The organism is Cohnella sp., from assembly GCF_041641335.1.
Classification (GTDB): domain Bacteria; phylum Bacillota; class Bacilli; order Paenibacillales; family Paenibacillaceae; genus Cohnella.
In genome coordinates this window covers 1-14,134 of sequence record NZ_JBEPYQ010000089.1, presented here as the reverse complement: position 1 = coordinate 14,134, position 14,134 = coordinate 1, and the positions used below count along the sequence as shown (strand labels likewise).

10 protein-coding genes are annotated in these 14,134 nt (G+C 57.8%); all 10 read left to right on the top strand.

The window, feature by feature from the left end:
* The first annotated feature begins 12 nt into the window (after nt 1–12).
* Nucleotides 13–3,741, top strand: coding sequence for a cadherin-like beta sandwich domain-containing protein (locus ACESLM_RS23955; protein WP_372635277.1), 3,729 nt, complete (start codon nt 13–15; stop codon nt 3,739–3,741).
* Nucleotides 3,742–4,578: 837 nt separating this feature from the next.
* A complete protein-coding gene (locus ACESLM_RS23950; RefSeq protein ID WP_372635274.1) occupies nt 4,579–5,400 on the top strand; it encodes an alpha/beta hydrolase family protein in 822 nt (273 codons plus the stop codon).
* 199 nt (nt 5,401–5,599) lie between these two features.
* Nucleotides 5,600–6,427: a class I SAM-dependent methyltransferase gene (locus ACESLM_RS23945; RefSeq protein WP_372635271.1), complete on the top strand. Its 828-nt coding sequence runs from the start codon at nt 5,600–5,602 to the stop codon at nt 6,425–6,427.
* A gap of 235 nt (nt 6,428–6,662) precedes the next feature.
* Nucleotides 6,663–8,549 carry a cache domain-containing sensor histidine kinase gene (locus ACESLM_RS23940; RefSeq protein WP_372635269.1) on the top strand — a complete coding sequence of 629 codons (1,887 nt, stop codon included), beginning with the start codon at nt 6,663–6,665 and terminating at the stop codon, nt 8,547–8,549.
* Nucleotides 8,527–9,714 carry a response regulator gene (locus ACESLM_RS23935; protein ID WP_372635266.1) on the top strand — a complete coding sequence of 396 codons (1,188 nt, stop codon included), beginning with the start codon at nt 8,527–8,529 and terminating at the stop codon, nt 9,712–9,714. Before ACESLM_RS23940 ends, ACESLM_RS23935 begins: the two co-directional genes overlap by 23 nt.
* A 176-nt stretch (nt 9,715–9,890) precedes the next feature.
* Entirely contained in the window at nt 9,891–11,180 is a 1,290-nt protein-coding gene (locus ACESLM_RS23930; protein ID WP_372635263.1) for an ABC transporter substrate-binding protein, read from the top strand.
* 96 nt (nt 11,181–11,276) lie between these two features.
* Nucleotides 11,277–12,158, top strand: a complete 882-nt coding sequence (locus tag ACESLM_RS23925) for a carbohydrate ABC transporter permease (protein WP_094046942.1) — start codon at nt 11,277–11,279, stop codon at nt 12,156–12,158.
* On the top strand, nt 12,155–12,970 hold the full coding sequence (locus ACESLM_RS23920; protein ID WP_372635260.1) for a carbohydrate ABC transporter permease: 816 nt from the start codon (nt 12,155–12,157) through the stop codon (nt 12,968–12,970). The genes ACESLM_RS23925 and ACESLM_RS23920 overlap by 4 nt, the downstream gene beginning before the upstream one ends.
* A 44-nt stretch (nt 12,971–13,014) precedes the next feature.
* Entirely contained in the window at nt 13,015–13,887 is an 873-nt protein-coding gene (locus ACESLM_RS23915; RefSeq protein WP_372635257.1) for a sugar phosphate isomerase/epimerase family protein, read from the top strand.
* A 159-nt stretch (nt 13,888–14,046) separates the two neighbouring features.
* On the top strand, nt 14,047–14,134 hold an 88-nt coding region (locus ACESLM_RS23910; protein ID WP_372635314.1), incomplete at its 3' end, for a helix-turn-helix domain-containing protein.

Genomic DNA, 14,134 nt, shown 5'->3' with positions numbered 1-14,134 from the left:
GGAGGATGAACGATGGGCAAAATGCGAAATCGCAACCTTCGAATTTCAGCGTTAATCGGGGTCCTGATCTTGATGCAGTTCGGCATGCTATTCGAATATCCAGGTCGCGGCGCAGCCGCTGCCGGAGCCGGGGTCACCCTCGACTCGCCGGCCAACGGCGCGACGCTGCAGCCGGGGATAGTCCGAATTTCAGGCACCTACTCGGACGTAACGGAAGTCAAGCTGATGATTAACGGAACGGAGCAATTCGACGGGGAGATGAGCAGTCCGAATTCATCCTCCGGCACGTGGCATTACGATTTGAATACGGCGAAATACGACGGAAAGCTGGAAATGAGGGCAAGAGGCCAGGCGGCCGATACGAGATATTACGTCTGGTCGGCTCCGGTCGCGGCGACGGTGATCAATCCTGAACGCAGCAAGCCCGAAGTCGCGATCGTCGATCCGGCGGACGCTTCCGCCGTCGGCCGGGATGAACTCGTCACGGTTCGGATTGCCGTCAACGCGCAAAATCCGGTCGACTCCGTGACGGTCAGGGTGAATGGCGGTCCTTGGTCAACTGCGCAATATTCGGTAACCGATTCCGTCTATGGTTATGGAATTTACGAATACGAATGGGATACGGCGGGGATCGGCGACCTGACGTCCAGCATCGAAGCGAGAGCGGCCGACAGCCAAGGGAATATCGGCCGAAGCGCGACCGCTTACGTCAAGGTCGGCCAGGGCACGAACGAGCCGATTACGGTCGAGAAGCAGGACCGGGCCATGTGGATTTGGGAAGCGGCCTCCTATAACCTGTTCCTGAATCCGGGCTCGCGGAACGTGCTGGACGCGATGGCCCGGGATACGGCTGCGTTCGACTCGCCGAATCCGATCACGACGTTATACGTGGGCGTCGATAAATACATGGGCAGGTATTTGCTGGAGGAAGACCCGGACAAGATTCGCGATTTTATCGCTTGGGCGCACGATAAGGGCTACAAGGTTCACGCCTGCATCGCGGGCGGCACGACTCCGCCTTATCTCGGCGCCTACCGGCAATATCACGGCCTCGCGGTGAGCATTTTCGAGGACTTACTGAATTACAATATCGCCTCCGGCGTCAACGAGCGATTCGACGGGGTCAATGTCGATATCGAGCCGTACATCTCTCCGGATTTCAAGCTCGATCCTTCCGCTCCGGATTCGCTGCAGGTTCAATACCTCGAAGTGTTGGAGAAAATGGTGCAAAGAAGGGACGCTTCGGGGCAAGGTCTGCCGATCGGACCGGCCGTTCCGAGATGGTACGATACTTCGGATTCGGCCAAGAGCGTTACGTTCAACGGGCAGACGAAGTGGCTGTCCGAGCATGTCCAGGATCTTACCGACTATATCTCGATCATGGATTATTGGGATAAAGCGTTGCAAGGAACGGGAGGCATTATTCCTTTCGCTCAGGGCGAGATCGATTATGCCGAGCGGATCGGCAGGCCGAATTCGGTCGTCATCGGCGTGGAAACGAAGGATATCGCCGACAGCGGAGACCCTTATTACATTACTTTCCGCCAGCAAGGACGCAGCTATATGGAAGCCGAGCTGCGTAAAGTAGCCGATCATTTCAGGAGCAGCCCCGCTTACGGCGGCATCGCCCTACATCATTACGACACGATTCGCGAATTGCCTTCTTATTGGGGACCGGGAGGATACTATTGGCAGCCTCCGTCCAACGAAACTCCGCCCACGGCGGTCAGTTCAGGGCCGGTCGCTACCGCATTGGATTATCATAGAATCTCTCTGCGCTTCGGAAGCGCGTTGTCGAGCGATTCGGAAATTAACCAATACCATATTTACCGCAGCTCCGAAAGCGGCTTTGCGCCCAGCTCCGCGAATCTGATCGGCGTTTCGAGGGGGCCGTCGTTTATAGATAAGGGGCTGCTGCCAGGCATAAGGTACTACTATAAAGTCGCTGCAGTGGACGTCAACGGCAATATCGGACCGGCTTCCGGGGAAGCCTCCGCGTTAACCGGGAGCACGTCGCTGAAGCCGTTGATCGTAGACGGGATGAAGCTTGTATACGATGGATCGAGGAGCGTCGTAACGCTGCAAGTGGTCGACCTTGCGACGAAGCAGGCAATCCAATCCGCCAAGGTGGAGGGACGGTTCGCCTATGCGGGGGGCAAATATGTGTCAGGGGCAACCGACAGCGGCGGCCTGTTCTCCGCCGGGTCGGAAGAGTTGCCGGCAGGCCGACAGGTCGGTTTCTTCCCGAGGAGAATCGAAGCCGACGGCTATTACTGGGCGCAAGCGCACGACAAGCCGGGAACCGCGACGCAATATCCGTGGGATCCGTCAGGCAGGCAATTGGAGGCGAGACCGGGTGCCGGGCTGCGGGGGCTGGAGCTAGGCGACGGCGAGTGGAATGCCGCTTTTTCCCCTGAATTGACCTTCTATACGGTTCGGGTCGGTTATGAAATTTCCGACATCGACGTGACGCCCGTTCCTGCCGACGCGCAGGCCGAAGTCCGGGTGAACGGAACCGCGCTGAACGGCCGGGAGTCGCTTACGGTTCCGTTGGATCAAGGTGCGAATCGGCTTGCGGTTCAAGTGACGGAGCCCGACGGCGTGACGGTCACGACTTATACGATTGAGGTTGTCCGCTTGGCGCCGGCAACGAATGTGTTCCCCGTTATCGCCGACGCCTACGTGTTCCAGAACGATCCGACGAAGAATTACGGAATGGAGGAGTATTTGCAGGTCGTCGGCATTCCGAACGCCAAGGGCGGAGGCGTCCGTATGGCGTATGCGATCGTCGATTTCGGCAGCTTTGCGGAACCGATCGACGAAGCGAAGTTTTATTTTCATGTCGACGAGAGCTTGAGCAAGAACGTCAGGCTGAAAGTGGAAGGATTTCCGGATGCAAGCTGGAAGGAGACCGAAGTCAATTGGAACACCAGGCCGAGGGGCGACAATCGAATCGAGTACTTGACGGTCAGAGAAGCCGGCTGGTACAGCGTCGACGTCACCTCGTTCGCCAGAAGTCTCGCCAATCGGAAGGGAACGATTAAAATTTGGGATGAAGCCCTTGCCGAGACGCTGGTCAACATTAACAGCTTGCAGCATGCGGTCAACCATCCTTATCTCGTCGTCAATCCGTCCAGCCATGCCGCTTTAAGCGGGCTGACGCTAAGCGCGGGCCGGCTTGTGCCCGATTTTTCGGAGACGAATTCGTCGTACGCGGCGATCGTTCCCGCAGGCACGACCTCACTGGCCGTCACGCCGGTTGCCGCGGCTCCTTACGTCGATATCGCGGTGAACGGAACTCCGGCGCAGAGCGGGCGGCAATCGCAGGCTGTTGCGCTGAGCGGAAACGACGACCGGATTGAGATTGTCGTGAAAGCGCAGAACGGCTCCGAACAGACGTATACGATCGCGGTGGAGCAGGCCGAAGGACCGGCAGATCCGCATTTATCGAGGATGAAGGCCTCCCCGCATAGGACGTCGGCGGACGGGAAAAGCTCGTCCACGATCGTCGTCGCTTTGAAGGATGCCGGCGGCAAGCCGCTGCCGAATCGATTTGTGGAGCTTGATCAGGCCGGAGGCAGCTCGCAGATCGCTTCCTACATGCAAGGGATGACGAATGAGGACGGAGAGGCGATATTCACGGTAACCAACACGAAAGCGGAGACGGTAATTTATACCGCAACCGTGCCCTCGGACGGCATCACGATTCGTAAAACGGCGAAAGTTAAATTTTTCCGTTAGCTCATCCAAGAACGGAGGCTCGCCCTGAAGCAGCAACGGCGGGGACGCCTCCGTCGGTAAAGCCTACAGTGGACGTCAGGATTCCGGCCGGCGAGTCGGGCAAGGCGAGCTTGGGAGATCTGATCTCTATCCTAATAGGCGCTTCGGCCCAGTGGCCCTGAACGTCGGCTGGCGCGAAAATCGGCTCAGGCTGCGGTGCCTCCTACTGCGGCTCCTCCACCGGTTCCTCCAACGACTCCGCAGACGGTTCCTTGGGATCTGTCGCGAATACCCAGCGCCGGCTCAGGCGTAACTAGCGTTCGTTGCATGGAAGGATGAACGTTTGCGTCTTCCTTTCACGCTGCTTGGGGATGTCCCGTAAGGTCGTCGTAGAAGATGACTTTACGGGACATCCTCTGTTTTTGCTTCTCAATTTGGGGCAAGGGGAGCAACTCAAGCCGCGTGGCCAAGGCCAAAAAAGTGCCTCGACGGCGGCGGGGCGGGTGCGTGAAGGCCAAAAAAGTGCCTCGACGGCGGCGGGACGGGTGCGCGGAGGCCAAAAAAGTGCCTCGACGGCGGCGGGACGCGGAATGGAGGCCAAAAAAGTGCCTCGACGGCGGCGGGACGGGGGCGCGAAGGCCAAAAAAGTGCCTCGACGGCGGCGGGACGCGGGAGTGGAGGCCAAAAAAGTGCCTCGACGGTGGCGGGAAGAGCCGGCGGAGGGACGGGAGCGTGTAGTTACGGTGGGCGAGGTGAGGGAGCAAGCAAGGAAAGTTTGACGGTTGACAGAAAAAAGGGGAGGTGCTATCTTTAATTCATACTAAAATAATCGGAATACAAAGAAATGGGGTTGGCCTAATGGAAAAACCGATTACGATTTACCACGATAATCTCGCCTTATCTGCTACGATACATTACCCGGTTAAAGACGGAGCCTGCCCGGAGAAGAAAATGCCGCTCGTCGTCATTTGCCACGGCTTCATCGGCAACCGGATTGGAGTGGACCGGCTGTTCCTGCTGGCCAGCCGACTGCTCGCGAAGAGAGGGTTTCTCGTTATCCGCTTCGACTTCGCCGGCTGCGGCGAGAGCGAAGGCGTGTACGGCGAGCACGGCCTCGACTCCATGATCGCGCAGACGCGCACCGTACTGGACTACGGCCTAAGCCTCGACTGCGTGGACCCGCTCAGAGTGACGCTGCTGGGGCACAGCCTCGGAGGAGCCGTCGCCCTGCTGACGGGAACGAAGGACCGCCGGGTGAAGTCGCTTGCGCTATGGTCGCCGGTCGCTTACCCGTTCAACGACATCGTGAAAATCGTGGGACGCTCCGTATACGACGAGACAATCAAGAAAGGCCAGGCGGACTACCTCGGTTACAAGTTGAAGCCCGAATTTTTCGAATCGCTGCAGCAGCATCAGCCGTTCCAGGAAGCGTCGAAGTTTCAAGGGGACGTCTTCATCGCACATGGAACGTCGGATGACGTCATTCCGGCCGACTACAGCTTTCTGCTGGAGAAGACGTTCTGGCTGCGCGGCGAAGGGCGCTGCGACAAGAACATCCTTTTCCAAGCCGACCATACGTACTCGCAAGGCGCGCATAAGAACGAGTTGTACCAGTCCACGCAGGACTGGCTGGCAAGCCATGAGAAACGGCAGCAGGATTGGCAGCATTGGAGCATCTGACAGAGCGATCCGAGTCTCGAGAAACGGCAACAGGATTGGCAGCACTGGAGCATCTGAGAAACGAGGTATTGGTGCATCTAAGCGACTGGGCAAGAGAGCGCCTGCGCATCGAAAAACGGCATTTGAATCTCTAAGCGGAAGAGCGGACACACTAGCGCGCCAAAGAGAATACGGTTATAGGATGAGAGGAGTCGATAGGATGAGCGCGCTCTATCCGATCTACGTCAACTATCCGATTACCCCGAAGTCCCGGTTCGGCGGAGATCAGCCGACGCACGGTCCGCTTCATGCCATTATTGCCGGCAATCGGTCGCGTTACGAGACCGAGCTGCTGGCTTTTGCGCGTTATGCCGGGCAGCTGGCCGCCATTCCTTACGAGCATGACGCCGCGGATCCTTCGCGGCCTTCCTGGAATAACGACTGGTTCAGCGGCCTGGACGCGCTCGCACTGTACGGAATCGTGGCGAACCGCCGTCCCAAGCGTTACTACGAAATCGGCTCCGGCAATTCCACGATGTTCGCCAGAAGAGCCGCCTCGGATCACGGGCTGGCTACGGAAATCGTGTCGATCGATCCGTTTCCCCGAGCGGAGATCGACGAGATTTGCGACCGGATCGTGCGTAAGCCGCTGGAGGATACCGATCTATCGCTGTTCGAGGAGCTGGAGGCGGGGGACGTTCTGTTCGTGGACAGCAGCCACTACGTGTTCCAGAACTCGGATGCCAATATCGTCTTTCTGGAGATTATGCCGCGGCTGAGTTCCGGCGTGCTCATTCATTTTCACGACATTTTCCTGCCGGACGATTATCCGGAGAGCTGGTCCCGCCGTTATTACAACGAGCAGTACATGCTGGCGGCCTATCTTCTGGCGCAGAAGCCGGGAGATCCCGCTTACGAGGTGGCGTTTCCGAGCTATTGCGTCTCGCAGGACCCGGCGTTGGCCGGTCTCGCGCAGACGGTTCTTGGAGCGATCGGGCCGCAAGGCGTCCCTTGCCAAGGCGGCTCCTTCTGGCTGAGCAAACGATAGCGGGCGTCGGGGCAACTCCGCCCTCTGTATTGAACGGTTCCGTACGCCTCAGCAGCCCCATAGCCTGTGCACCCCGCCCATGGCCTGTGGGCTTCCCGGCATAAGGAACGCAAAAGCTTGATGGCCGAGATCGAGAGCATCGCGTTCGGGGAAGAAAAAAGTTAGCCGCCTATCTGTCGCATCCGTCCCAAGACCGCTAAACTAGGAATAGGAGACAGGATGGAGAGGGACAGCGATGCTTCTGAGATGGTGGAACGGCCTAAGCTATCAAACCAAGTTGTTGTGCGCGATTTATATGCTATGCGTTATCCCCACGGCCAGCGTGGGGTTGATTGCGTATCGGCAGTCGGCGGATTCTCTGGAGAAAAGGGTTAACGAGGATCTGCAGGTCATTATCGGCCAATTCAACAATACGTTGGAGAAGCAGGTACAGGATTTCGAACGCTACAGCATGCTCCCCTATTCCACGGAAGAGATTTTCGAGATCATCGCCTCGCCGTTCTCGCCAAGAGACCAGTGGGGCTATCGGGAGTTAACCAACCAGCAGCGTCTCATTCAGCTCATCACCACCTACCCCTCCGTAAACTCCATGATCGAAGGGATGCTGTTCTACGGCACGAACGGCAGCATCTACGGTTACCGGACGAGCGGGGACAAATCCATCAACCCGGATTACAAGCCGTACGAAGAGACGTGGTACAAGCAGGCGATCGACAGGGAAGGAGGATTGGTCATCTCCGGCCTTCGCGACGAAGCCCAATTCAACGGAGCGCCGTTCAAGACGATTACGATCGCGCGGCAGCTGATCGACCGGGATTTCCAGCCCGCCGCGGTCGTTGCCGTCGATATTAAGCCGGCGTTCATCCAGAAGACGGTTCGCTCTCTCAGCTTCAAGAACGTTCACGTCACCGTGGCCGCCCCCGACGGCTATGTCTACTCCTCGGAACCGGAAATTACCGAGAAGCTGTTGGAGTTTCGCTCGTCGCAGGCCGGCGGAGGCGAGAAGACCGGCGGAGTGTCCAAATACGCAAGCGTGCGCAGCGTCGCCGCGGGAGGTTCGGAATCCGCGAACGCCTTCCGCCTGCAGTCGACGGTGGGCGGCAATCCCCGTTCCTGGAACGGCGTGGAGAAATTCAACGATTACACCGGCTGGACGACCTATTTGCTGGTCGACCGCGAGGAGCTGCTGCAGGAAAGCGCGGCGATTAAAAAATGGACATTGCTCGTCGTCTTGTTTATTTTTATCGGAGCGGCGGGGGTTTCCTGGCTGCTGGCCAAAGGCTTGTCCAAGCCGATCCGCAGCCTGATGCGCTCGATGAGCAAGGTGGAAATGGGCAATTTCGAATCGACCGTAGCCCTCCCCTACGAGAGGAAGGACGAGATCGGTCAGCTGCAATTCCGGTACAACCGGATGGTGACGCATCTGGACGAGCTGGTCAATTCGATCGAAGAGTCCGAGAAACAGAAGAGAAACGCGGAGCTGTACGCGCTTCGCGCCCGCATCAATCCCCATTTTCTGTACAATACGATTAACTCGATCCGCATGCTGGCGCTGATTCAACAATCGGACCATATCGCCAGACTGCTGCAATCGCTCAGCAAGCTGCTGCATTCCAATATGAAGATGGTCAAGGATCTCGTCAGCCTGGGGGACGAGCTGGAGCTGCTCAAGGAATATACGCTGCTGATGGAACTGCGCTATACGAATCGGTTCGTCGTAAAATGGAACGTGTCCGAAGCGGCGCTGAAAGCTCAAGTGCCGGTCATGCTGCTCCAGCCGCTGCTGGAAAACGCGATTTTCCACGGGCCGCGCAGCATGGAACGGCAGCTTCGCATCGAGGTGTCGGCGGAGATCGCGGAAGAGAGCCGCGCGCTGCGCATCGTCGTCGAGGACGACGGCCAAGGCATCGGCGAGGCCAAGGTGAAGGAATTGAACGACCCGGCCGCCGACGGAGAAGAGAGCATCGGGGTTCGCAACGTTCGGGAACGGATCAGGCTCAGATACGGGGCAGCTTACGGTCTGACGATCGAAAGCGCGCCCGGAGAAGGGACGAAGGCGATTCTGCTTCTCCCGTACCAACCGAGGGGGGAGAACGGCGATGTGGAACATGCTAGTCGTTGAGGACGAGCCGATCGTCCGGATCGGACTGCGCTATTTGGTCGACTGGGAGAGCTACGGCGTCGTCTGGAAGGCGGAGGCGTCCAACGGCGAGGAAGCTTGGAGAATCATCGAGGAAGAGGACATTCATATCGTCATGACCGACATTCGCATGCCGGTGATGGACGGTATTCAGCTGACGAAGAAAATCAAGGAACGCGGCGGCGAGATTCAGGTCGTCGTGATCAGCAGCTACGACGATTTCCCCTACGTCCAGGAGGCGCTGCGGCTGGGCGTCACGGATTACTTGCACAAGCCCACGATGGACAAGGAAGAGATCGTCGACATGCTGAAGAAGGCGCTGGGCAATCTGGAACGGACGCAAGGGTCTTCCACGGCTCTCTCCGCTACGACGGAGAAAGAGAAAAACGAGTTTCTGCAAGCTCTGTTCACCGGCACAGGAGACGACGGCAGATTGGAGCAGCAGTACGCCGCGTTCGGTCTGCCCGACTTGACGGAAGGCGTCCGGCCGGTCGGCATCCGCCTGTCTTCCGGCGGGAGGGAAGAGGAGCCGGAGCAGGGAGGCTCGCGTTTCGTTGCCGCCCGTTACTTCATCGAGAAGTACGTGTCGCACGATTGGGGAGGCGCGGTCGCGGTCGGCGAGCGGGACGAGCTGCTGTGGCTGGCGCCGGCGCAGGCGCGCGTCGGCGATCGGACATGGAACGAATACTTGGCGGAGCTGAAAAAAAATCTGGGTAATCTGCTCAACGTTGCGCTGGTTTTCTCCGGCGGCTCGCTGGCGAACGATATTCCCGGGCTAAGAAAAGCGTATGAGGAGCTGCAGCGGGAATTCGGGGAGTCGGAAGGACAGGTCGGTCAAGCGGTCCGCATGGCGATGGACTACGTGGACCTGCACTTCTGCGAGGACGTGTCCCTGTCTTCCTGCGCCGAATTCGCCCATGTCAGTCCCGCCCACCTCAGCCGGATTTTTCACAAGGAAACCGGGGTCAATTTCAGCGATTACGTCATTCGCAAAAAGATGGAGCGGGCCAAGGAGCTGCTTCGCCAGACGAATCTGAGAATTTACGAGGTCGCGGAGAAGGTCGGCTACGCCCATTCGCACTATTTCAGCAAGCTGTTCAAGGAATCCGTCGGGCAATCTCCGATCGATTATCGCAACGGCAACTGATCCGGTCGATCAAAAAGGTGTACGATTTCACAAGAATCGTACATTTTTTTATGGACGAGCCCGAAAATGGGCAAAACAAAGCGCCAATATCTCATAAACCGTTCATGGCGGGGGAGAGCGGTCGGCTCCTATAATGAACGTTGTAAGCGTTTCATAGATCAAAGGGAGGTTTTGAAATGAAGCATTCTCGATTATCCGCATTACTGCTTCTCGTGCTGGCCGTTTCTCTCGTCGTCTCCGCATGCGGCGGCGGGAACAAAAATACGGAGTCTCCAGCAGCGAGCCCCACCGGATCCAGCCCGTCGAAGGCGCCGGCGGACAAAGAACCGGTCACCTTGAAAATCTCCAGCTGGAATCCGATCAGCCAGAAAGTGATCGAGAAATTCGAAGAAACCTATCCATACATTACCGTCGAGCCGGATCAGATCGCCGACCAGTACCGCGAGGTCATCCGGACCCGGGTCATCTCCAAAGCCGACATGGACATCGTCTGGATGTTCCCGAACCAAATGCGGGAGTACGTCGACCAGAACGTGCTGATGGACATGTCCGGAGAAGCCTGGAAGGGCAACTACCTGGAATCCGCCGTTCAACTGGGCACCGTGGAAGGCAAAACCTACGGCGTGCCGTACAACTACTATGCCGTTGTCATTTTCTATAATCGCGGCGTGTTCAATGACCTCGGACTGAACGTGCCGACGACGTGGGAAGAGCTGCTCGACGTCAGCGAGAAAATCAAGGCAAGCGGACTCGCGCCGTTCGTGACGGGAGGCAAGGACGCTTGGGCGACCCAGTTCATGTCCAGCGGCAACTTCGGCGCTTATCAGGACAAGGACCCTCTCGTGTTCGAGAAGCTGGCTTCCGGAGAGAAGAAGTGGACCGATCCGGAGTTCGCGGACTTCTTCGGACCTCTGAGCGAGCTGGTGGATAAAGGCTATTTCCTCGAAAATTCGGTCGGATTGGGCAACGCTCAAGTCGTGCAGGTGTTCAAGGAAGGGAAGGCCGCGATGTATCCGATGGGAAGCTGGGCGCTGGACGAATTCCCCGCGGACTTTAAGGAGTTCGAGGTGGGCGCGTTCCCGATCCCGCTTAACAAGGCCGGGGAGCCGCTCGTCGTCAACCTGATCTCGGACAATATTTTCACCGGCATCTCCTGGAGCAAGCATCCCGAAGAAGTGAAGCTGTTCATGGACTTCATCGCCCAGCCGGACACCGCCAAGCTGTGGTCCGAGGATACGAAATCGGCGGTTACCGTCGTCGGGGGCACTTCGCCGACCTACCACTCCATTGCGGAAGAATTGACGAAGAGCATCGAGTCGAACGTCTCGACGATCTTCCCGAGCTTGACGCCTTCGATGGAACCGGCGTATTTCCCGATGCTGCAGCAGATTCTGCTGAAGCAGAAGCCGGACCTGGCCAAGCTGATGGAAGAAATGCAGAAGGCGCAGGAGAAGGACTACAAGTAATCCGCCGCGCAGGCGCGAACGGATAGCTCCGACCCGGGGAAGAGGCCCGGGTCTTTGCTTCTTCGCGGGCTTGCATCGCATATACGGGAGGGACCTATGAGAATTCTCAATTTGAAAACCTTTCTTCTGTTCCTGGCTCCCGCATTGCTGCTTTATTCGCTGTTCTATGCGGGTCCGATCATCAGCGGTTTATATTACGGCTTCACCGATTGGAAGGGCATTTCGTTCAGCGCGAACTGGATCGGCCTGGACAATTTCAAGAACGTATTCTCCGATCCGCTGTTCGCCACCGCGCTGCGCAACATGTTCATTCTGGCCGTCGTCGTCATCGCCGTCCAGCACGCGATCTCCATCTTTCTAGCCGTCCTGCTCGACCAGAAGCTGCGGGGCGTCGTCTGGATGCGCGCGGTCATTTTCTACCCGGCCATTCTGAACACGGTCGTCATCGGCTATATCTGGAGCTACATGTACTCTCCGTTCGTGGGCTTCCTGCCCAAATTTTTCGAGTCTCTCGGCCTGGATACGCTGGCGAACATCGACTGGCTGGGTCGGCCGGATACGGCGATCTACGCCATCTCCTTCGTCATTATCTGGCAGTACACCGGGTACTCGATGATGATCTATATGGCCGGCCTGCAAGGAATCTCGTCCGATATTTACGAGTCGGCCAGCATCGACGGGGCCAACGCCCGACAGAAATTTTTCAAGATCACGCTGCCGCTGCTCGTGCCGGCCATTACGGTCAATACGGTGCTGTCGGTCATCGGGAACATGAAGCAGTTCGAGCATATCTGGGTCATGACGCAGGGCGGTCCGGCCAACTCGACGCAGGTGTTCGGGACGCTGATCTACCAATTCGCGTTCAAGACGTCCCAGCCGGGCTACGGAACGGCGATGGCCATTCTGCTGTCCATTCTCATCATGCTGGTGACGGTCTCGATCATCCGGGTGCTGGGCAGATGGGAGGTCAAGCAATGAGGGCGGCCAAAATTTCTTCGTACGGCATCGTCGCGGTCTGCCTGGCCGTCATTCTCGTTCCGTTGTTCGTGCTGGCGACGGTATCGCTGCAAAATTCGTCGGGCACGCTTAATCCGCTCGCTTTGCCGGAAACGTACTATTGGAGCAACTATCCGAAGGCGATCGAGGTCGGACGTCTGGTGCTGTATTTCACGAACAGCGTAACCGTGCTGGCCGTCTCCTTGTCGGCGACGCTCGTATGCTCCATTCTCGCCGGGTATGCGCTGCGGCACGGCAGAGCCTGGAAGGCGGACTGGTATTTCTCTTACTTTCTTCTCGGCATGATTCTGCCCGGGTTCGCCGGAACGATCCAATCCTTCCTGCTGCTTCGGGAGCTGTCGCTGCTCAACACGCATCTGGGTCTCTCGATCATTCAAGTGGCCGGGGGGATGGCGCTGCCGATCTTCCTGTATTTCCAGTTTTTCAAGACGGTGCCGCTGGAGATCGAGGAGGCGGCGATGATCGACGGCTGCTCGCCGATACGGATCTTCTGGCAGGTCGTCGTGCCGCTGACGCTGCCCGTAACGTCGACTTGCATTATCGTCATCGCGATCAACTCGTGGAACGATTTCTTCGGTCCGCTCGTGTACTTGTCGTCACCGGACAGCCGGACGCTGCCGATCGGGCTTATGTTCTTCAAGACGCAGTATTCGGCCAACTGGCCGCAGCTGTTCGCCGCTTCGGCGCTGGTCGCCATGCCGATTACTTTGCTGTATATGTTCGTGCAAAGGTTTATTATTAAAGGACTGGTCGGCGGGGCGGTCAAAGGCTGATCGCTCCGAATCCGATCCGCACAAACGGAAGGGAGCACGGGGAGATGAAGCTTGGAATAAGCACGTACTGCCTGGTCGACAAGCTGCGCGGAGGGGAGATGACCGTCCTCGACGTACTGGAATGGGCCAAGGAGCATCGCTGCGAGCATGTGGAGCTTGTGCCCTACGGATATTCGCTGGTCGACGACCGGGAGCTTGCGGAGCGCGTTCGCCGCAAGGCCGAACAGCTCGGCCTTGAGCTGTCCAACTATGCGCTGCCCGCCAACTTCGCGCACGATGCGGACGAAGATTTTCATGCCGAGGTAGAGCGCTTGAAGAGCCATGTCGACTTGCTTGCGACGATGGGCATCCGCTCTATGCGGCATGATGTCGTGTTGTTCACGATTCCGCAAGAGGAAGCCGGCATCGCGCATTTCGAGAGAAACCTGCCTCGCATCGTCGAGGGCAGCCGGCTCATCGCCGATTATGCCGTCGAACGCGGCATCGCGACGAATATCGAGAACCACGGCTGGGGCGTGCAGCACAGCGATCGCGTCCAGCGGGTGATCGCCGAGGCGAATCGCCCGAATTTCCGGACGGTGCTGGACATCGGCAACTTCCTGTGCGTCGACGAGCAGCCGCTCATTGGCGTCGCCAAAAATTTGCCCTTGGCTTCGATCGTTCATGTGAAGGATTTCTACTATCGGCTGGCCGATCAGGACCCCGGGGAAGGCAAATGGTTCCGCACCGCGAACGGCAATTTCCTGAGAGGCGCGATATTCGGTCAGGGAGACTTGCCGGTAAGAAGCTTGCTGAAGCTGATCAAACGTTCGGGTTACGACGGTTATTTGACGTTGGAGTTCGAGGGGATGGAGGAGAGCCGGCAAGGAACCGCCATTGGCTTGGACAACGTTCGAAGGCTATGGGACGAGGTTTAACGCAATGCCGAGAAGTCCCCGGCCTCTAAACTACCTTACTCACGTAGTGAGCGTGTAGGTGGGGGATGAATCGGTGTACTAGGATTTGTTGTTTGCAAGTAAATATGCGAACATTCATTCCCCCTATTTGTGGTATAATCTGCTTACGGGGGTGATCGCATGAATAAGGCTTACCGGTTCCGCATCTATCCGACAGCAGCGCAAGAAACTTTGATTCGTAAAACCTTCGGCTGCGTCCGGTTTCTCT